This window comes from Bradyrhizobium sp. USDA 4449, assembly GCF_054056275.1.
In genome coordinates, this window is the sequence record NZ_JBSRYD010000001.1 from 6,860,093 (window position 1) to 6,879,416 (window position 19,324).

The 19,324-nt window shown below is 63.0% G+C and carries 22 protein-coding genes and 1 riboswitch; of the genes, 10 read left to right on the forward strand and 12 right to left on the reverse strand.

Going from position 1 to position 19,324, the window contains the following annotated elements; translation table 11 throughout:
• Positions 1–104: 104 nt before the first annotated feature.
• Positions 105–193: riboswitch (glycine riboswitch) on the forward strand.
• A gap of 145 nt (positions 194–338) precedes the next feature.
• From gcvT to gcvP, 3 genes are all read left to right on the forward strand, one after another.
• A complete protein-coding gene (gene gcvT / locus ACVIIW_RS32415) occupies positions 339–1,487 on the forward strand; it encodes a glycine cleavage system aminomethyltransferase GcvT (protein ID WP_456705323.1) in 1,149 nt (382 codons plus the stop codon).
• 10 nt (positions 1,488–1,497) lie between these two features.
• The gene (gene gcvH, locus ACVIIW_RS32420) at positions 1,498–1,866 is read left to right on the forward strand and encodes a glycine cleavage system protein GcvH (protein WP_092228048.1); all 369 of its coding nucleotides are present in this window, start codon (positions 1,498–1,500) and stop codon (positions 1,864–1,866) included.
• 159 nt (positions 1,867–2,025) lie between these two features.
• On the forward strand, positions 2,026–4,890 hold the full coding sequence (gene gcvP, locus ACVIIW_RS32425; RefSeq protein ID WP_456705324.1) for an aminomethyl-transferring glycine dehydrogenase: 2,865 nt from the start codon (positions 2,026–2,028) through the stop codon (positions 4,888–4,890).
• Between the two features lie 266 nt (positions 4,891–5,156).
• Here the strand turns inward: gcvP and ACVIIW_RS32430 are convergent, their stop codons facing one another.
• From ACVIIW_RS32430 to recA, 3 genes are all read right to left on the reverse strand, one after another.
• On the reverse strand, positions 5,157–5,987 hold the full coding sequence (locus ACVIIW_RS32430; RefSeq protein WP_456704418.1) for a hypothetical protein: 831 nt from the start codon (positions 5,985–5,987) through the stop codon (positions 5,157–5,159).
• A 47-nt stretch (positions 5,988–6,034) separates the two neighbouring features.
• Positions 6,035–7,042, reverse strand: coding sequence for a hypothetical protein (locus ACVIIW_RS32435; RefSeq protein ID WP_456705325.1), 1,008 nt, complete (start codon positions 7,040–7,042; stop codon positions 6,035–6,037).
• 161 nt (positions 7,043–7,203) lie between these two features.
• The gene (gene recA / locus ACVIIW_RS32440; protein ID WP_057747344.1) at positions 7,204–8,292 is read right to left on the reverse strand and encodes a recombinase RecA; all 1,089 of its coding nucleotides are present in this window, start codon (positions 8,290–8,292) and stop codon (positions 7,204–7,206) included.
• Between the two features lie 194 nt (positions 8,293–8,486).
• Between recA and ACVIIW_RS32445 the strand changes: the two genes are divergently transcribed.
• Positions 8,487–8,702: a hypothetical protein gene (locus ACVIIW_RS32445; protein WP_456704419.1), complete on the forward strand. Its 216-nt coding sequence runs from the start codon at positions 8,487–8,489 to the stop codon at positions 8,700–8,702.
• 408 nt (positions 8,703–9,110) lie between these two features.
• Here the strand turns inward: ACVIIW_RS32445 and ACVIIW_RS32450 are convergent, their stop codons facing one another.
• Positions 9,111–9,293 (reverse strand): hypothetical protein, encoded by a 183-nt coding sequence (locus tag ACVIIW_RS32450; protein ID WP_456704420.1) that lies wholly within the window; start codon positions 9,291–9,293, stop codon positions 9,111–9,113.
• Between the two features lie 302 nt (positions 9,294–9,595).
• Here ACVIIW_RS32450 and ACVIIW_RS32455 point away from each other — a divergent pair, with 302 nt between their 5' ends.
• The gene (locus ACVIIW_RS32455) at positions 9,596–9,811 is read left to right on the forward strand and encodes a hypothetical protein (protein WP_456704421.1); all 216 of its coding nucleotides are present in this window, start codon (positions 9,596–9,598) and stop codon (positions 9,809–9,811) included.
• A gap of 2,573 nt (positions 9,812–12,384) precedes the next feature.
• Complete coding sequence (locus tag ACVIIW_RS32460; protein ID WP_092228052.1) at positions 12,385–12,588, forward strand: hypothetical protein; 204 nt, start codon at positions 12,385–12,387, stop codon at positions 12,586–12,588.
• Here the strand turns inward: ACVIIW_RS32460 and ACVIIW_RS32465 are convergent.
• The gene (locus ACVIIW_RS32465; RefSeq protein WP_456704422.1) at positions 12,585–12,839 is read right to left on the reverse strand and encodes a hypothetical protein; all 255 of its coding nucleotides are present in this window, start codon (positions 12,837–12,839) and stop codon (positions 12,585–12,587) included. The two genes, ACVIIW_RS32460 and ACVIIW_RS32465, sit on opposite strands and share 4 nt — an antisense overlap.
• A gap of 95 nt (positions 12,840–12,934) precedes the next feature.
• On the reverse strand, positions 12,935–13,228 hold the full coding sequence (locus ACVIIW_RS32470; RefSeq protein WP_456704423.1) for a hypothetical protein: 294 nt from the start codon (positions 13,226–13,228) through the stop codon (positions 12,935–12,937).
• A 316-nt stretch (positions 13,229–13,544) separates the two neighbouring features.
• Between ACVIIW_RS32470 and ACVIIW_RS32475 the strand changes: the two genes are divergently transcribed.
• The gene (locus tag ACVIIW_RS32475; protein ID WP_456704424.1) at positions 13,545–14,009 is read left to right on the forward strand and encodes a PaaI family thioesterase; all 465 of its coding nucleotides are present in this window, start codon (positions 13,545–13,547) and stop codon (positions 14,007–14,009) included.
• A 119-nt stretch (positions 14,010–14,128) separates the two neighbouring features.
• On the opposite strand, the gene ACVIIW_RS32480 is transcribed toward ACVIIW_RS32475, so the two are convergent.
• The 3 genes from ACVIIW_RS32480 to ACVIIW_RS32490 form a co-directional block, all read right to left on the reverse strand.
• On the reverse strand, positions 14,129–14,410 hold the full coding sequence (locus tag ACVIIW_RS32480) for an HdeA/HdeB family chaperone (protein WP_456704425.1): 282 nt from the start codon (positions 14,408–14,410) through the stop codon (positions 14,129–14,131).
• A gap of 139 nt (positions 14,411–14,549) precedes the next feature.
• Positions 14,550–14,873: a hypothetical protein gene (locus ACVIIW_RS32485; RefSeq protein WP_456704426.1), complete on the reverse strand. Its 324-nt coding sequence runs from the start codon at positions 14,871–14,873 to the stop codon at positions 14,550–14,552.
• A 186-nt stretch (positions 14,874–15,059) separates the two neighbouring features.
• Positions 15,060–15,293, reverse strand: coding sequence for a hypothetical protein (locus ACVIIW_RS32490; protein ID WP_456704427.1), 234 nt, complete (start codon positions 15,291–15,293; stop codon positions 15,060–15,062).
• A gap of 173 nt (positions 15,294–15,466) precedes the next feature.
• Here ACVIIW_RS32490 and ACVIIW_RS32495 point away from each other — a divergent pair, with 173 nt between their 5' ends.
• The gene (locus ACVIIW_RS32495) at positions 15,467–15,850 is read left to right on the forward strand and encodes a hypothetical protein (protein WP_456704428.1); all 384 of its coding nucleotides are present in this window, start codon (positions 15,467–15,469) and stop codon (positions 15,848–15,850) included.
• A 112-nt stretch (positions 15,851–15,962) separates the two neighbouring features.
• On the forward strand, positions 15,963–16,292 hold the full coding sequence (locus ACVIIW_RS32500; protein ID WP_456704429.1) for a hypothetical protein: 330 nt from the start codon (positions 15,963–15,965) through the stop codon (positions 16,290–16,292).
• A gap of 56 nt (positions 16,293–16,348) precedes the next feature.
• Here ACVIIW_RS32500 and ACVIIW_RS32505 read toward each other — a convergent pair whose 3' ends face one another.
• Together ACVIIW_RS32505 and ACVIIW_RS32510 are read right to left on the reverse strand one after the other, a co-directional pair.
• A complete protein-coding gene (locus ACVIIW_RS32505) occupies positions 16,349–16,816 on the reverse strand; it encodes a DUF6691 family protein (protein ID WP_456704430.1) in 468 nt (155 codons plus the stop codon).
• Between the two features lie 5 nt (positions 16,817–16,821).
• Complete coding sequence (locus tag ACVIIW_RS32510; RefSeq protein WP_456704431.1) at positions 16,822–17,250, reverse strand: YeeE/YedE family protein; 429 nt, start codon at positions 17,248–17,250, stop codon at positions 16,822–16,824.
• Between the two features lie 182 nt (positions 17,251–17,432).
• Between ACVIIW_RS32510 and ACVIIW_RS32515 the strand changes: the two genes are divergently transcribed.
• The gene (locus ACVIIW_RS32515) at positions 17,433–18,596 is read left to right on the forward strand and encodes a GNAT family N-acetyltransferase (RefSeq protein WP_456704432.1); all 1,164 of its coding nucleotides are present in this window, start codon (positions 17,433–17,435) and stop codon (positions 18,594–18,596) included.
• A 7-nt stretch (positions 18,597–18,603) separates the two neighbouring features.
• On the opposite strand, the gene ACVIIW_RS32520 is transcribed toward ACVIIW_RS32515, so the two are convergent.
• Complete coding sequence (locus ACVIIW_RS32520) at positions 18,604–19,269, reverse strand: DsbA family oxidoreductase (protein WP_456704433.1); 666 nt, start codon at positions 19,267–19,269, stop codon at positions 18,604–18,606.
• Between the last annotated feature and the right edge of the window lie 55 nt (positions 19,270–19,324).

Genomic DNA, 19,324 nt, shown 5'->3' on the forward strand with positions numbered 1-19,324 from the left:
AAAGAGATCAGTGGGTTGCCGCAGGCGCGTAATCCCCTTTGGAAAGCCGCAAAGCGCGCGTTGACAGGCTTGGCCGGCCTGTGGTCTGTACCCATTTGTATCGTACGGCCACGTCGGGAGAGACCGGCTTCACTGCCGGCGCCGAAGGAGCAACCGCCCCGGAAACTCTCAGGCAAAAGGACCGCGTGGCTTTGACGACATCTGGAAAGAGGCGCTGGCGGGCTTAAGGCCTGGATAGCGTCCGCCGACGGGATAATACTCTCAGGCACAGCGACAGATGGGGCTTCGACCGGTGTCCCAGGGGAATCGTCCCCGGGGAACCGCCGAGGGCCCCCGTGATGCTTGCGTCGGACGACAAGAACTCCCTGAAACGTACACCCCTTTACGACCTGCACGTGTCGCTCGGCGGCAAGATGGTGCCGTTCGCGGGCTACGACATGCCCGTGCAGTACCCGGCGGGCGTGCTGAAGGAGCACCTTCAGACCCGCTCGTCCGCGGGCCTGTTCGACGTCTCCCATATGGGGCAGATCGCGCTTCGGCCGAAATCCGGCAGGATCGAGGACGCCGCTCGCGCGCTGGAGCGGCTGGTGCCGCAGGACATCGTGGCGATCGCGCCGGGACGGCAGCGCTACGCCCAGTTCACCAATGACGACGGCGGCATTCTCGACGATCTGATGGTCGCGAATTTCGGCGATCACCTGTTCCTGGTGGTCAATGCTGCCTGCAAGGCCGAGAACGAGGCGCATCTGCGCGCGAACCTGTCGGAGACCTGCATCATCGATTCGCTTGCCGACCGCGCGCTGATCGCGTTGCAAGGCCCGAAAGCCGAGTCAGCGCTGGCGAGATTATGTGCAGCAGCGCCCACCATGAACTTCATGGATGCCGGCCCGCATGAGGTTGCCGGCCTCGGCTGTTTCGTCTCGCGCTCGGGCTATACCGGCGAGGACGGGTTCGAGATTTCGGTGCCCGCGGCCGACGCCGAACGTCTCGCCAAGACGCTGCTCGAAAACCCCGACGTGATGCCGATCGGCTTGGGTGCCCGCGACAGCCTGCGGCTGGAAGCCGGGCTCTGCCTCTACGGCCACGATATCGACACCGAAACCACGCCGGTCGAAGCCGCGCTGGAATGGTCGGTACAGAAAAGCCGCCGCACCGGTGGCGCCCGCGCCGGCGGGTTTCCCGGCGCTGAAAAGATTCTCGCGCATTTCAATCACGGCGCATCCCGCCGCCGTGTCGGCCTGCGTGCCGAAGGCCGCGCACCGGTGCGCGAGGGCGCGCTGCTGTTTGCCGGGAACGAAGGCGGCCAGGCCATTGGAAGGGTCACCTCGGGCGGCTTCGGCCCGAGCCTGAATGCGCCCGTGGCGATGGGCTACGCGCCCACCGCTTTGAGCGCGCTCGACACGAAACTCTTTGCGGAAGTGCGTGGGCAGCGTCTGCCGCTCATCGTCGCCGCCATGCCCTTCGTGAAAAACACCTACAAACGCTGAGGACAAGACAATGACCACGACGCTGTACACTTCCGACCATGAATGGCTCGCGATCGACGGCGATGTCGCAACCGTCGGGATCACCGATTACGCGCAGTCCCAGCTCGGCGACGTCGTGTTCGTCGAATTGCCCAAGGTCGGCCGCACCCTGAAGAAGGCCGAAGCCGCCGCCGTGGTGGAATCGGTGAAAGCCGCCTCCGACGTCTACGCGCCCATCTCCGGCGAGGTGCTCGAGACCAACGAGGCGCTCGCCGCCGAGCCCGCGCTGGTGAACTCGGACGCGCAAGCCGCGGCCTGGTTCTTCAAGATTAAAATCGCCGACAAGAGCGAGCTTGGCGGGCTCATGGATGAAGCCGCCTACAAGGCCCACACGGCGTGAGGATATGAGTCGAACCGTCTCAACATACTCACTGTCATCGTCCGCGAAGGCGGACGATCCGGTACGCCGCGGCCCATCGGCTCTGGCCGAAGCGCCTGCGCTTACTGGATGCCCCGCCTTCGCGGGGCATGACAGCAACTCCTGAAACGAGGACCCATGATGACCGCGCACCGCAAATCCAACGGCGAGACCACCCCTTTCGTTCGCCGCCACATCGGCCCGTCGGCGCGCGATGTCACCGCAATGCTCGAGACTGTCGGCACGAAAAGCGTCGAGGCGCTGATGGCGGAAACGCTGCCGGCCTCGATCCGGCAGGCCGCTCCGCTCGATCTCGGCAAGCCCCTCGGCGAGACGGAGGCGATCGCGCATATGGCTGAGCTCGCTCGTCAAAACCAGGTCTTCACCTCGCTGATCGGCCAGGGCTATTCAGGAACGATCCTGCCCGCGGTGATCCAGCGCAACATTCTGGAGAACCCGGCCTGGTACACGGCCTACACGCCCTACCAGCCCGAAATCAGCCAGGGCCGGCTCGAAGCGCTGTTCAACTTCCAGACCATGATCTGCGACCTCACCGGGCTCGATGTCGCCAACGCCTCGCTGCTCGATGAGGCAACCGCCGCGGCCGAAGCCATGGCACTGGCGGAGCGGCACTCGAAGGTCGAAGCAAAGGCCTTCTTCGTCGACAAGGACGTGCATCCGCAGACCCTGGCCGTGATGCGCACGCGCGCCGAACCGCTCGGCTGGAATCTGGTGGTCGGCGATCCGCTCACCGATCTCGACAAGGCAGACGTGCTCGGCGCGCTGCTGCAATATCCGGGAAGTTCGGGCGTGGTGCGCGACCTCAGGCCTGCGGTCGCAGCGCTGAAAGCGAAGGGCGCGCTTGCGATCGTTGCCGCCGATCTCCTGGCCCTGACGCTGCTCGCCTCGCCCGGCGAACTCGGCGCCGACATTGCCATCGGCTCGGCGCAGCGTTTTGGCGTGCCGATGGGTTATGGCGGCCCGCACGCGGCCTATATGGCGGTGCGCGATGCGCTGAAGCGCTCGCTGCCCGGCCGCATCGTCGGCCTTTCCGTCGATTCACGCGGGATGCCTGCCTATCGCCTGGCTCTGCAGACCCGCGAGCAGCACATCCGCCGCGAGAAGGCGACCTCCAACATCTGCACCGCGCAGGTGCTGCTCGCCGTGATCGCCGCAATGTACGCGGTCTATCACGGTCCCGAGGGGCTCGCGCAGATCGCACGCAACGTGCATCGCCGCACCGCCGTGCTCGCGAGCGGCCTGCGCAAGCTCGGCTTCGCACCGCAGTCCGAGAGCTTCTTCGACACGCTCAGCGTCGATGCCGGCACAGGGCGCGCCGAGATCATCGCGCGCGCGGCGGCCGAGAAGATCAATCTCGGCGTCGGTGAGACCGGCTTGCGCATCGCGCTCGACGAGACCACCACGGCTGCGACCGTGGAAGCGGTCTGGCGTGCCTTCGGCGGCCAATTGTCCTACGCGGAGATCGATGCCACGACGCACGAGGCGCTGCCGGACACGCTGAAGCGTACGACCTCTTTCCTCACCCATCCGGTGTTCCACGCGCATCGCTCGGAAACCGAGATGCTGCGCTATATGCGCAAGCTCAGCGATCGCGACCTCGCGCTCGACCGCGCGATGATTCCGCTCGGCTCCTGCACGATGAAGCTGAACGCGACGACTGAAATGATGCCGCTGACCTGGCCGGAATTCGGCAGCCTGCACCCGTTCGCCCCGCGCGAGCAGGCCAACGGCTATCACGCGCTGTTCGCGCAGCTTGAAAAATGGCTCTGCGACATCACCGGCTATGACGCCATCTCACTGCAGCCGAACTCGGGCGCGCAAGGCGAATATGCCGGACTTCTGGCTATCCGGGGTTATCATGCCGCGCGCGGAGAGAGTCACCGCAAGATCTGCCTGATCCCCTCCTCCGCTCACGGCACTAACCCGGCCTCGGCCGCGATGGTCGGCATGGACGTGGTGCTTGTGTCTTGCGAGAAGAACGGCGACGTCGATGTCAACGATCTCCGTGCGAAGGCCGAGAAGCATTCGAACGATCTCGCGGCGGTGATGATCACTTATCCCTCGACCCATGGCGTGTTCGAGGAGCATATCAAGGAGATCTGCGACATCGTCCACGGCCATGGCGGCCAGGTGTATCTCGACGGCGCCAACCTGAATGCGCAGGTCGGCCTTAGCAGGCCCGGCGATTACGGCGCCGATGTCAGCCATCTCAATCTGCACAAGACCTTCTGCATTCCGCATGGCGGCGGCGGCCCCGGCATGGGCCCGATCGGCGTGAAGGCGCATCTTGCGCCGTTCCTCCCCGGTCACCCCGCGACGAAGGCGGATGCTCCAGTCGGCCCGGTCTCGGCCGCGCCGTTCGGCTCGGCTTCGATCCTCACCATCTCCTACATCTACATCCTGATGATGGGCGGCGAAGGTCTGAAGCGCGCGACCGAGATCGCGATCCTCAATGCCAACTACATCGCGGCGCGCCTCGATGCGCACTTCCCGGTGCTCTACAGGAACACGAGGGGCCGCGTCGCGCATGAGTGCATCATCGATCCTCGTCCTCTGAAGGCAACGTCAGGCGTCACCGTCGACGACATCGCAAAGCGCCTGATCGATTACGGCTTCCATGCGCCGACCATGAGCTTCCCGGTGCCGGGCACGCTGATGATCGAGCCGACGGAGTCGGAATCCAAGGCCGAGCTGGATCGATTTTGCGATGCCATGATCGCGATCCGGAAGGAGATTGCCGAGGTCGAGGCCGGTCGCTTCAAGATCGAGGCATCGCCGCTTCGCCACGCCCCACACACCGTGCACGACATCGCCGATGACGATTGGAAGCGTGCCTACGCCCGCAGCGAAGGCTGCTTCCCCGCGGGCGTCTCGCGCACCGACAAATATTGGTGCCCGGTGGGGCGCGTCGACAATGTCTACGGCGATCGTAATCTGGTGTGCTCCTGCCCGCCGGTGAGCGATTACGCGGAGGCGGCGGAGTAGGACGCGACGGTGGTTTCGTAGGGCGGGCAAAGCGAAGCGTGCCCACAACCTTTGCATCCGGTGTGAAAGATGGTGGGCACGGCGCTTGCGCGCCTTTGCCCAGCTGTGGCGCCGAGCGCGCCTCTAAGGCGCAACCAACAATCGGCTTTTGCGATCCCATCGCCAGAGCCGCTCGCTGGTCAACTCGGTCCCGCCCCACCAGCGCTTGATCCGGTTGTGACGCCACATATCGTCTTTGCGCGCTACAAGTGAACGCCCAAGCTCAGTCAGCGTGACCTCCACTCGCTCCTGCCGAAGTAGCGATCCTCATTGTCGAACGATGGATCGCCCAACAGGACCGGCGGGACCGAATGTCCCCCCAGTTCGATCAGGGCATCTTGCGCGTCGGATCCGTCGAATACATCGCGAAGCCACCTCGCCTCGGAGATGCGCCCCGGGTCGGTGTACCCTTGGTCCACAAAATCCAGCAGGTCCATTTCGCTGGCACCCAGGCCCGTCACGCTGTCCGGAAGCTCTTCAAGCACCGCAATGAGCGCCGATCGAAGTCTCGGCAGGATCGTCAGATCCGTCATCAGCAAATCGAAACAGGGCTCTGGGGTTTCAGCCCGGTAGGCTCTCCAGGCGCGGCTCGCCGTCGCCAAATGGTTGTCGGTCACCTTGAAGGCCGGCAGCTTCCATTTTGCGACCGATTCCGGTGCATAATTTGCAACAATGTCGTCCGTATGCACGAAGCTCAGCTTCGTCGTGATCTCCTTGTAAGGGCGAAGAAGGTCGAGCAGCCAGACGAGCACGAGCTGATCGTTAGCGAGAGGATCGACCCAGATTTCAATCGAGTCGAACTTTGCACAAAGCTCGAAGAAACCGATATCGCGGCTGCCGAAGCCTTCCAGCGAGCCACGACAAACGCCGTCGAGCCAATGGTCGCCGGGATTGCAGTGCTTGGCTGATCGCCGCTCCAGCCCCATCAAAAGCTGTTCTTCGGAAGGCAATTTCCTCCAAACGAAACGAAGATAGAACCCGAGCGTGAGGTTCGCGAGGCCTGACCCCCGGAGCACGTCTTCGGCAGGATCATTCGTGGCTAAGATCAAATGGGACACGATTGTCTGTCAAAATTGCTACGCAACGCTCTGACGACGCGTACGCATTAATCAGGAGCGATGAGTGAAAAGGCCTCCCGGTCCCACTGCCACAGCCGTTCGCTGGTCAGGTGGGTACCGCCCCACCACCGGTCGATCCGGTTGTGCCGCAGAAAATTCTCGTAGCCACCAAGCACCGCTTTGCCGAACTCGGTGAGCAACAACCGGGATTGCTTGTACCGCGCGTGACGGAGGGCATCGTTGTGCATGTCGAATGTAAATGGCCCTTCCTCCAGCCCGGACACGGCCGGCACCGGAGAGCGGACGAGCCCGTCGAGCAGCGCTCCGACTTCCCAATAGTCGAAGACGCGACTCTCGTTGCGCTTCTGATGTCCCGGAAAGACGTCGAAGGGCCGCGCTACGCCAGGCGCAACCAGCTCCAGGATCCGCGTCTCCGTAGCTCCCAGACCAGATGTGACGCCCGGAAGCTCTTCGAGCAGATCAATGATCGATTGCTCAAGTTGTGGAAACAGACTCAAATCCGCCTTGAGGAGATCGAACCAAGCCTGCGGCGTCGGCTCACGATAAGCCCGCCAGAGACGACCGGCCAGTTCGAGGTGATCATGTGTAGGCCTGACCATCGGCGGGTTGAGTTGCGCAAATTGCCCTGGATCGGCAGCACCAGCAGCGCCGTTCAGCTGACGCATCATGAGCTTGGAGACCGCCGCGTCCTCGCTGCTGCAATGATCGAGCAGCCAGAGCAGAAGCAATTGGGCGTTCGGCTCCCACCCGATCCACAATTCGGCCGAGCCACATTCTGACAACAGCTCGATCAATCCGTGACCCTTCAGGCCCGATTCATCGAGACGCCAGGACGGCGTATCGTCGAGCCAGTGAAGCCCTTGAGGCTGCGTCGCGCGCGGCGCAAAGAACGCATCGCGCTCCGCAGCGGACGGCAATCGTCCCCACACGAGCCGACGCTCGATCGCGATCACGAGGTCGGCACAGCCCGCCTGTTGGATGGCGCCGGCGATGGACGAGTCAGTCGTCACGATGAGCTTCGTCTTTGCTCGCATCACACCAGCCGATCACGACAACGCGCAAAAAGAAATGGGCACTGCCGACGTCGGCAACTCAACGTCCTCAGCGCCCGCTCCTCGCGAAAACTCTTGGAGCATGATCCGGAAAAGTGTGTAGCGGTTTTCCGATCAGATCATGCTCAAAACAACAACCCGGTCTACTCGTCCGCCGGCTCCTCGCCGTCGGCGTCGCTCTCGGGCGTGCCGGCCAGGATCTGCTCGGAAATCAGGCCGGAGTTCTGGCGGATCGCGGTCTCGATCTTGGCGGTGATGTCGGGGTTGGACTTCAAGAACGCCTTCGAGTTCTCGCGACCCTGACCGAGGCGCTGGCTGTCATAAGAGAACCAGGCGCCGGACTTTTCGACGATGCCGGCCTTGACGCCGAGATCGAGGATCTCGCCCATCTTGGAAACGCCCTCGCCGTACATGATGTCGAACTCGACCTGCTTGAAGGGCGGCGCCAGCTTGTTCTTCACCACCTTCACGCGCGTCGTGTTGCCGACCACTTCGTCGCGCTCCTTGATCGCGCCGATACGGCGGATGTCGAGGCGGACCGAGGCGTAGAACTTCAGCGCGTTGCCGCCGGTCGTGGTCTCCGGCGATCCGTACATCACCCCGATCTTCATGCGGATCTGGTTGATGAAGATCACCATGGTGTTGGACTTGTTGATGGAGGCCGTGAGCTTGCGCAGCGCCTGGCTCATCAGACGGGCCTGCAGGCCCGGCAGCGCATCGCCCATCTCGCCTTCGAGCTCGGCCTTCGGCACCAGCGCCGCGACCGAATCGACCACCAGCACGTCCACCGCACCCGAGCGCACCAGCGTGTCGCAGATTTCCAGCGCCTGCTCGCCGGTATCCGGCTGGGAGATCAGGAGCTCGTCGATATTGACGCCGAGCTTGCGGGCATAGACCGGGTCGAGCGCGTGCTCGGCGTCGATGAAGGCGCAGATACCGCCTTTCTTCTGGGCTTCCGCCACCGTGTGCAGCGCCAGCGTGGTCTTGCCCGAGGATTCCGGCCCGTAGATCTCGACGATACGCCCTTTGGGCAGGCCGCCGATGCCGAGCGCGATATCCAGCCCCAGCGAGCCCGACGAGACCGCCTCGATATCCATCGAACGGTCGTTCTTGCCGAGCTTCATCACCGAGCCCTTGCCGAACTGACGCTCGATCTGGGAGAGCGCGGCAGCGAGAGCTTTACTCTTGTCCATGGAAGATCCTTCGACGATACGCAGGGCAGTGGTGGACATTGGGTCGTGCTCCTTATGGCGAGGATTCGCGCGGGGGACAAACGGTTGGCGGGGCGGCTCGTCGATAAAAACAACGTACACCGTTTGTTCTAGGTTCGCAATATGTTCTTTTGGGAAAAGGGGTAGTGTCCGTATTTGACCCCTGGTGTCCCAGTTTGTTCTGCGCAGTGTCCTAATTCGCTGTAAGGTGCGGGATGGACCGCGCCATGCTGCACGAGCATTTAGCGATAGCCGAGCGCCACATTGCCGATGGCCTGAAGCTTCTTGCCAAGCAGGAGGGGCTGATATCGGAGCTTGACCGGCACCAACACGATGTCGAGGGCGCGCTGGCCGTGCTGGCGACCATGAGGGAAACGCAGTCGCTGCATATTGACGACCGTGACCGCATATTGAAGGAGCTGGAACGGTAAGGCCATTGTTTGGCTCAATGGCCGATGGTCCCCCGGGCTCAAGCCTCAGTTTGTGGAGGAGTCCACCCCAGAGAAACGCCCTGCGCCTAAGCCAACCCGGCTAGAGGAGGCGCGGCGCCGCGTTGAGGAGTACGCCGCCGAGTTGCGGAAGATCATCCAAAAGCTACGGCGCAAGATGCACTAAGGCCGCCTCGGTTGGGGCCTTCTTTCATTTAGAGCGCGGCTGATAGGTTTGCCATCCCGCGCTTGTATCGGTCGACAGACGGATCAACCTCCAGCCGTTGCCGCTCCACGATGTATGTCTTGCCGCTGACGAACGTCGCGAGCGGAATCTCTGGTTGCCACTGATGCGCCGCCAACCAAGTTGCAGGTCCCTGCAAATTGAAAGAGGCCGCAACCGAGGCGGCCTTACTCTGCGGCGTCTTGGACGGTGCGGATGCGTGCGGCGCGCTGGGCCAACTGGTCGTAGTTCTTGGCCACCTTGCGGAGCGACTGTCTCACTTCCTCATGCTCGCAATTGTCAGCCTTGGTGCGGAACTCTTCCGCTCGATTTCGGAAGTACGTGGGTGAATGCATACGCTCGATGCCCATGACACCAATCCCTCAATTGGGTCTCCGTCCCCATAATGGATTTGAAGCCTATCGTGTTCCCCGGACGAATAGACGTTCGAGGTGGCCCCAAACTGGGCCACTGGGGGCCAGCGCCAAGCAATCGGTACTGTCCGTATTTGACCCTCATTGTCCCAGTTTGTTCTGGCTAGCGTCCTAAGTTCACTTTTGAACCAAAGTGACGTGAGATAGTTTGCCCCTCATCACCGGCCGAGGCTCTGCCCGTAGGCGTCGGTGGCTGAGAGACCGAGAGCGCTCCCGCCTGCACAACAGGGAGCACCGCCATGACGGATAAGCCCGTCTATTTTGTCCGCCATTTTGCTGCGGAGATTGCCGAACAGAATGCCCGAATACGGGAGCTGATCGCGCAAGCATGCGAGGTGCTGAAACTGCCAAAGCCAGACACCTTTCTCGGACGCAAGACCCAGGAGCCCTTCCCAAAGGAGGACCTGCCTCCGGTAACAGGCTTGCAGTCTCCGGATCCAAGGAACTCAACCTGATTTGAGCCCCGGCCTGGCCGCACCCATGGTGACTGGCGACTAGCGATGGCTTGCCGAGCATCAGGTCTCTAACCGCCGCAACGCCGTCGTTCGGCGGCGCCGTCATTCCCACACATCGATCTCGCAATCCGCGGAGAAGCTCGGGCTGCATGGCCGCATCAAAGAGGCGCGCTGTGCGATGCTCTTTTGAATTCGCGTGCAAAATGTCGCGAGCACGCTCCGTCCCCGGGCTTCATCCTTATCGGCGGGACCGCTTGGCGAGGAATACCCGATGGGCTTTGCCCCGTTGAGGCGATCGATGGGAGATGCTCGTCAATGCATGGCGCGCGCATAGCAAAAATCACGCGATACACACGCATGTAGGTCGGCATGAGCTACGGCCCAATTGGTCTGATTATCAGAATTTTGAGGCTGCAAATATGCAGCGGCCCCACCAACGCTGATACACATGGCGGGGCCGCCTGCTCAACGAGCTCCGGGGCTGGAATCCGAGCCCGAAGGCCACCCGACTGTACGCCCATCCGCCTATAATGGTGCTTGAAACAAAGGAGCACTCATTTCGGAGTATCCTAATCAACGTGTGCGGTGCAGCGGCTCCGGGTACCTTGTGGGACTGGAGAGAGGATGTGACGCCGGGGCCGCGAGCGCACCAACTCGAATACACCTGGCACGCCGCGACAAGGCTCTGCCTCGTACCTTCCTGGTGCACCGCAGCCATGTAGCTGGGCTTCGGGAACGACTGCCATGGACTACCGCGCTTACATCTTGGAGCACCAAACTCGGCAATGAGGCCGCCTCGGTTGGGCGAGTTCGTCCAGCCAACGCCGTCGTTCTCCGACCGAGAAATTTGGCATTTTTTTCAGGAACGATGGCTTTCGCCGCGCGTCTGTTCGGAGCCCCCAGCCAGATAGGACAGCCCCCCGACTGCTGGAGGAAAACCCGCGTCACGCGGGTTGGCGGCCCCTCCCATCGGGGCCGTTTAAATTTCCAAGGGGAGAGATCAAGGCCGCCTTCAGTTGGCGGCCTCTTTCATGTCTTTGATGCGTCAAGACACATCGTCAACTTCTCGCGCAACTCGGCCGTCGTACCGGGTACGGTCGTATTCGGCCCCAAGCGTCCTAGGCTGAATCTGCTGGACCCGCCTGCGCGTGGTGTACAAGCGTCCCGTCGCATCGAGCTTGATGAGACGTGGGACCACATCGGCAAGAAGCAGAAGCGCGTCGGATGGACCGGCATTCACCTCTGCGGGTGCCTGAATCGAAAGGGGCCGCTTCTCAGCGACCCCTTGCCGGTTACAATCTTGTTCGGGATGAAATCCAGCCCCGGCAATAACCACCGTAGCGTTACCAAAAAGCCAAGTGGATTCCGGACAATTACCGTTCGCAATGCTGTCCTAATCTGCCTCCCGGGCGAACAAAAAAGCCCCGGCTCGCAGGGTTGGGGGCATGAGCCGGGGCCATTCACTTGGGGTCGCCCTTGGGGAAGGGCATCGGGAAAACTCGGCAATGAGCCAAGCGTTCCAGCGGCCCCAGTTGATTCGCAGACTGGGCTGACTGATGCGTGTTTTGCTCTTACGGCACGGTTCCGTGCGCGTCCGTCCAGACCGGTACACTGCTGCAAGTAAGGCCGCGCTTCTTACCGGTCGATGCCTACTGTGCATGGGGTTGTTTTCGCGTTTTGCGGCAAGCCGCTTCGGCAACACGCCGCAAGCGCCCGTGCGGCTACATCAGCACCAATAGCACGACCCCGATCACCAACACCACGAAGCCGGCCGCCGTCGCGGCGGCAAATGACCGCTCAACCTTATCCATGATGCCACCCCGCTATCGACGCGCCACGTATCCCCCATGGCTTCGCCGTGCCCGCAAAGTGTCGCCAACGGATGTGTCCTAAGTTGTGCGGCCGGATGTCTGAATTGGGACGCGCGGCCTTTTCGCAAGCCACGCACAAAAGCTTGCGTAAGGCGTTTGTCAGCCGAATGCTCTAGCGTTGCTTCACCCGATCGACCAACATCGGGTCTCCATACCCAGTCGACCCCGCTCTGCCCCGAGCGGGGTTTTCTGTTTTCGGCGCGTGGGTCTGAAGCTTGACTGCGCAAGTCGACATCGGGTCGGATCCTGCCTTGTCAGGCTGTCGTAAGCTGAGCGGGCTACGGTCACAGGGCTATGGTGTTGCAGCCCAGCACCTCAGCCTCCAATAACCTTCTCCCCGCCCGGCTCTCCCCTGGCGGGGTTTTTTCTTGTGAGGGCTCGCGGCGCGCGCGTGCGTGAGTTCGTGAGTCATCGGCGTCTGTCCGACTCGTCCGGGTCGCCATCACGCGACAAGTCTTCGAAACGCCGGACCCGCTCGGCCCGGAATCCCTGCCCGTGGTTCTCCGGCCATGAACAGAGTTCCTGGCCGAAAGCGCGCGTCCATCGGCTCCGCCTTTCGGAATCTGATTTCGCTTGTTTCGAAGCGCGCGCGCTTTCGGGATTTTCGTGAATTTTCCTCGACTTAACGGCAAATTTCTCTTGTGGAATATTGTCGCGCTCAACATGTTAGCCGACACGGAGAGGTGAATCGTGGAGGTGACCATGAATCACAGGGGCGTTGAGTTCACGATTGCGAAGACGGCGATCCCGGGCGTCTGGCAATGGCAATTCCGGATCGGCGATGAGACCAAGACGGGCAGGACCGAGACGAAGATCGATCTTCTGGCAATCCGTCGCGTGCAGCTGCGCATCGATCGGGAGTTGAAGGCCATCGGGCACAAGGCAGAGCGGCCGAACCGGGGCTAATCGGCGCTGGGCAGGCGTCGCATGGTGAATTCGATGTCGCCGCCGGGCAATTCGCGCCAATTCTCGACCTCGCTCATGTAGCCCGCCTTGGGATAGCGCGCGAAGAAGGCCCGCGCTCTCGCCCGTGCGGCATCGCGCGGCAGGGTGAAACTCTCGCGCAGATAGCCGTCGCCGGCCTTGTCAGCCGGTGCGACGGCCTGCTTGCGCCGGCGCGCCATCCGATCGGCGAGGTCCCGCGGGCGATCCGCCATATCCAGCCTCCTCAACGCAATACTGCCAGAGAATGTAGGATCAGGGCCGAGCCAAGGGGAGTCCCGAAAGTCGGTTTACTCGCCCCGGGGCCGGGTCAATTGGCGGCCTTGGTGGTCTTCTTGGGCGTGCTGGTGACGGCCGTGGCCTTCTTCGGCGCGGGTTGCTTCGGCGCATCGGCGCGCATTCCGCCCCAGGGATCGTTGGCCGCCTTGGCGTCCGGAATCTTCTTGAGCGTTTCCTTGTAAGCCTGATCGCGTGCGGCATCCGCGGCCTTTTCGTCGTCAGTTTTGGACGGGCCGTCCGCCATCAGATTAATGTGGGGCGAATCCTGCGCGAAGGCCGGTCCAGCCATCAGCGCGAGCACCGCCGCCAAACGAATAAGCTTCATCACTCACTCCTGATTCATCGTCTCGGCGCCGCCGGCGCCTCAATTTGCTAGAGCCGATCCGATCTGCACGATTTCGGCCCCTGGAGCCAGTCGTCCCAGATCGGGCCGCATTTGGTGCAGCCACTCAGCGCCAGACCAAGCACGGCCAGGCAAAATACCAGGATATATCGACGCGACATCGTCCACCCGCTCCCAAGCGTGGCACCATACCGGGCGAAGTCGGGCATTTTCAAGCCGACCGCCGGCCGGTGACTTGGCCGGTCGCAAGCGGGCAAAATGGGCGAAACATCCGGCAACCCAGGAGAGAACGACAGCAATGCCTTCGCAGCCAGAAGCCGAATTCGGGATCATCGAGGCCAGACGCATCCTCGGCGAGGTCTTTGCGCCCTGGGTGCAGGATCTCAACCTCTCCGTCGAGCGCATCGAGCACGCGCCGCCCGCGAACACGCCGGACTGGCAGCCGGGCGCCCTGCTCCGCATGCCATTCTCGGAGCGGCTATGCCGCAATGGCGGCGTTGTCTGCGGCCAGGCCTTGATGGCGCTGGCCGACACCGCAATGGTGATCGCAAACCTCGCCGCCAACAGCGGCTATCGGCCGATGACGACGGTGGACCAGACCACGCATTTCATGCGCGCGGTGTCCTCGTCGGACGTGCTGGCGGATGCGCGCGTGGTGCGCCTTGGTCGCACCATGAGCTTCGGCCGCGTCACCCTGCTCTCCGCCATCGACAACAAGCAGGTCGCGATGGTGTCGAGTGCATTCGCGATGCTTCCGGGCTGACGATCGCCCGAATATAACAGAGCCGCGTGAGCGCAAAAGCAAACCGCGGCTCTCGATGACGATCCTGCCGAAGCGATGGACCGGTACGTGATCGCGTGTCCGTCAGCACGCTTCGATCATTACTTGCCGCCGACTTCGTCGGCGGCGGCGACGATGCTGACGTTCGGGTTGGTGCCGCAATAGGCACCGAACTTCTTGGCGTTTTCGACAAACATGTCGGTGTCGATGATCGCGTTGTCCTCATCGCCCTTGTACCAGCCGTCCATCCAGGTCAGCACCATCTTGATGGTGTCGTCCCCGCTCTCGAGCAATTGCTTGCAGCTCATGGTCGCGAGATCGAGCTTGGTGGCGTGGGCGGGCATGGACGACAGCGAAAGCGTGATCTTGATCGGAATCTCCACCGGGGCGAAACGCCATTAAGGAAAGGCTTGCGGGTAAACTCGGCGGAAAATGACTCGCCGTCTCAACGTCGTAAACGAATTCTGAATCGCCGCGCAAGTAGCGCCGCGGTTGAGTTTAGATCAACGCAATTTCCATGCACTAGTTTACGATCGTCACTACGGATGAACGCAGATGATTGAGAAACGCGCAGCACAGCGTCACCGGGTCTTCAAAGGTGGCACGATCTGCTTTGAAAATAGCGGTATCGCGTGCACCGTACGAAACATGTCGGACGGCGGCGCGGCGATCGACCTCGATACGTCTGTCACGTTGCCACACTCGTTCACGCTCTCCATCGCACGCGACAAATTCGTGCGGAATTGCCGTACCGTTTGGCGGTGCGACAGGCGCATCGGCATCGCTTTCCTGCGGTAGCGCACGCGATGTGAACGACTGTTCGCATCGCATCGACATCACGATCATGATTGCCTGATCGTTGTGCCCGGCGGCGGATTGGATCCGGTGGCCTCGGCGTGAACGGAAACACCAGCGTGCGTTCGTCGATGGCGGCGTGAACGGGCCGTCGTTGCGGGCCTCCGCGAACTGCCGTTTGCAGGACGAGGACGCAAGCCGGCGTGATCTGCAGCCGTCCCGCCACACCGCCTCGTTCTATTTCGGCTTCGTCGCCGACCCGCTCGGACGCGCCCCGCCCCATGGGTCATACTTTTCCTTCGGCTCCGGAATACGCTCGAGCGCGGCCTTGTAAGCCCTATCGTCGACCTTAGGCTGGTTGTCCGTCTTCCGGCTGTCGTTGGCATGACGCCGACCGCCGCCCCCCATCTGCGCCTGCGCGGCGGCTACCGTCAGCGCCAGCACCGCGGTCGCAATGACCAAAATCCTCATTGGTGCTATCCCCCTGATCTGAGGTACAAACTAGCGTGCAATCCCATGTTAGCCAATGTGGCGACCTCCGCTTCTTCAGCAAATATTGATTTGGCGGGACTTCGTCTCGACGAATTCAAGCCTATTTGTTGCCCCGCGGGGGACCTTCACGGATGTCGCGGATTGTTGCTCATGTGTTGCTGCTTGCCGGCGCGCTCGCGCTCGGCGCGTGCGGCTTTGCCGACAGTCGTGCGCCGGTGCCTGAGTTCATGCGCCTCAAGGAAGCCGAGCAACCGCCTCCCGAACCGCCGCCCGACGTCAAGCGGGTCGTCCGCGAGCAGATTGACGTGGTCTTCCTCAACACGTCGTATCCGCGCGACGTGCAAGTCGCCCTGCCCCATCACGAGGTCCGTGGAGCGGGCTGGACCGCCTGCGTCCGCGCGCAACTCACCTCCGCCACCGGCTCTGCGTTGGGCATCCAGACTTACATCGTGACAATCAACGGCGGAAAGGTCATCGACCGGCGGCGCGCGGAAGCCGACGACATCTGCGGGTCGGAAGCCTATGAGCCGATTTAGCGACGGATCGCACCAACGATCATCCGGTTCCGGGAAAAAGCTGTAACTCGGCCGGAACGATCGTTGCCTCCCATTCTTGTTACCGCCGAGGGCAGTTTCGGAGGAGCACAGGATGAGGACGTTCACGATTGCACTGCTGGCCGGTGTCGGGGCTCTCGCTGCGGCGAGCAGCGCGAGGGCCGCGGATTTCTACACGACCAGCGAATACACCAGTCCCGATCTCGTTCAGGAAGTTCGGCTCGTCTGCGATGACGCCGGCAATTGCTATCGCACCCACGGCGGCGCGCGCGTGATCGTACGCGACTCCTATGCGCGGATGCCGCGCGAGCGCTATTACGAGCGCCGTTCCTATCGCGACTGGGACGATGGTCCGCATGCCGGCGTCGGCATTCGCGCGCCCGGTGTCAGCGTGGGCGTCGGAGTTGACGGCGACCGCTGGTAAGCAACAAATCACGGTGGACGGGACCGGACGAGGCAGTTCGCCCGGTCCCGTCTGTTTCAGGTCTCAAGCGGATCGACCGGCGCGGCGAGGCGCGTCGACGAGGGCAGCTGCGCGAGGAAGCGAGCAAGCACCATGCCGGCAAACATCGCGACGACAAAGACAAAGGCCGAGATCGATCCGAAGCCGAGCGCGGTCAGTGCCGGTCCAGGACAGAAGCCGGCTAGCCCCCAGCCGATGCCGAAGATCGCAGGACCGACAATGATCTTCGGATCGATGTCGCTGCGCGTCGGCACGTGGAAGCGATCCGCGAACAACGGGTGCGCAAGCTTCAGGACATGTCTGAAGCCGGCAAAGGTCACGGCGACGGCGCCGGCCATCACGAAGGCGAGGCTGGCGTCCCATGTCCCTGCCGGGATACTGCCGAGATCGAGGAAGTTCAGCACCTTCGCCGGATTCGACATGCCCGAGATGATGAGCCCGAGGCCGAACAGCGAGCCGATAGCGAATTGGACGAGAACGGTCATCGCAATCAGCTCCAGTGCCGCATCAAGTAGACGGTGGCGACGCCCGTCGCCATGAAGGTGACGGTCGCGATCAGTGAGCGCAGCGACAAACGCGACAGACCGCAGACGCCATGGCCTGAGGTACAGCCGCTGCCCCATACCGAACCGAATCCTGTGAGCAGTCCCGCGACAACAAGCACCAGTGTTCCCGCAGCGATCGTTTGCTCCGGCAGGTTGTCGGTGACGAGCCGCACCAGCACGGGCGACGCAATGAGGCCCGCGACAAAGCCGAGCCGGCCGGCGAATGCGCGATCCTCATAAGGTGGAAACAATCGCGACGCGATCCCGCTGATGCCGGCGATCCGCCCCGTCGCCCACATCAGGAGCACGGCGGACAGGCCGATCAGCGCGCCCCCGCACAGCGAGGCAATCGGCGTGAAAGGCGTGGCGACCATTTGATCCTCCGGCTCGAGGGCTTCCCCTACTGCATCGGACGGGGAACCTGCCTGATGCTCAATGAGACGTTAACAATACCACTCGAATTGAGGTGGCGTCCCAACTGTATTTTCCAATCTTTGCGCTAAGCATGACCGCGTAACGCTGGTCGCACGCCCAGCGTGAACGGGGACGACGGGACGTGGTCGATATCGCGCACCAGGCTGCGATGAAACCGGCATCGGTGAAGGATGCAACGCGCGCGCTTGTCCCGCTCACGGCGGTCGAGCCCGGCCAGTGGCGCGCGCTGGCGCAGCGGGCCGTCGAGCCGAATGGCTACTACCTGCCAGCGTGGGAACTGGCCGTCAGTGCCAGCGCGCGCGGCCGTGTCGGTGCCTCGGCCCTGTCGGTTTGCGGCGGCTCCGCGACGCGTCTGATCGGCTTGATGCCGGTGATCTCGCTTTGGCGGGCCTGGAAGATACCGCTGCCCGCGCTGGTGAGCGCGCATCCCTATGGCACTCTGTGCAGCCCGCTGATCGACCGCGACGTCTCGATCGAGGCCGCGACGCGGCTGCTGCAAAGGGCGCGCGAGGCCGGAGCACATGCGCTGATTCTGCGCGACGTCGCGCTCGACGGCGCCGCGATGGGGTCGCTCAAGGACGCACTCGGCCGGGCCGGCCTGAAACCGCGCGTGCTCGACTGCTATGTCCGCGCCAGCCTGGATGCGACACAGGACGGCGACGGATTACTGCACGCCGCGCTCGGTACCAGGAAACTCAAGGAGCTGCGCCGGCAACGCCGTCGCCTGGCGGAGCATGGCTCGATCAGCTTCGACGTCGCAACCAAGGCGGAGGAGATCAGGCCGGCACTCGAAAATTTCCTGCAACTCGAAGCCAGCGGCTGGAAGGGCCTGCGAGGCACGGCATTGATCCAGAACGCCGGCGATGCAGCCTTCATCCGCCGCGCCGTTCCCGCGCTCGCGGAGACCGCTCAATGCGAGATCGTCACCTTGCGCGCCGGCACGACGTCCGTGGCCGCCGGCATCGTGCTGCGCCACCAGGATCGCGCCTTCTTCTTCAAGCTCGGCATCGACGAGCGCTTCGCCAAATATTCGCCGGGCGTACAGCTTACGCTCGACCTGACCCGCCATCTCTGCGCCGATCCGTCCATTGCGAGCGCGGACTCCACCGCGAGCGCCGATCATCCCATGATCAACCCGATCTGGCGCGGCCGCCTTGCGATCGGTGACGTGCTGATCCCGCTACGTCGGAACGATCCGGTGGTCGGGCTGATCCATGCAGCGCTGGTCGCGCGTGGCTATGCCCGCGAGACGGCACGCCGCGCGATCCAGCTGCTCAGCAACTAAGCCGGCGCTACTCCGCCGCCTGTGCGTTGATCTCCGCCGAGACCTGGCGGATGGCGCGCGCAAGCATGTGCGGATCCTGCGCGCCGGAGACGGCATATTTCTGCGCGAACACATAGGTGGGCACGCCGGAGATACCCTTCTCGGCAGCCTCCTGTGCGTCGGCCGACACGCGCGCGACATCCTGGTCGGTGGCGAGGCGCTTGCGCACCTCCTCGGCATCGAGACCGATGTCGGTGGCCGCCTGCACCAGCACGTCGACGTCGGTGAGATCGCCGCCATCCCGGAAGTACAGCTCCATCAGGCGCTGCTTCATCTCGGGCGCCTTGCCGATTGCTTCGGCCCAGAGGATCAGGCGATGGCAGTCGGTCGTGTTGGGTTGGCGCGCGACCAGCTCGGGCCTGTAGACGAGGCCCTCTTCACTTGCCGCCGCGACCACGCGGCCCGCAATGCCCTTATAGGCCTCGACCGAGCCGAACTTGGTGGTGAGATACTCCTCGCGGCTGATGCCCTCGCGCGGCACCCAGGGATTGAGGAAGAAAGGGCGGAAATTCAGCTTAACCGGGACGTCGGGCACGAGCGCGAGCGCGCTCTCGATCCGGTGCTTGCCGATATAGCACCACGGACACACCACGTCGGAGACGACATCGATCTGGAGCGGTTTCAGGGTGCTCATGAGCGCCTCCTTCGGCGGTGCGGGTTTTGCCCAAGATAAGCCGCTCCCCCGCCCA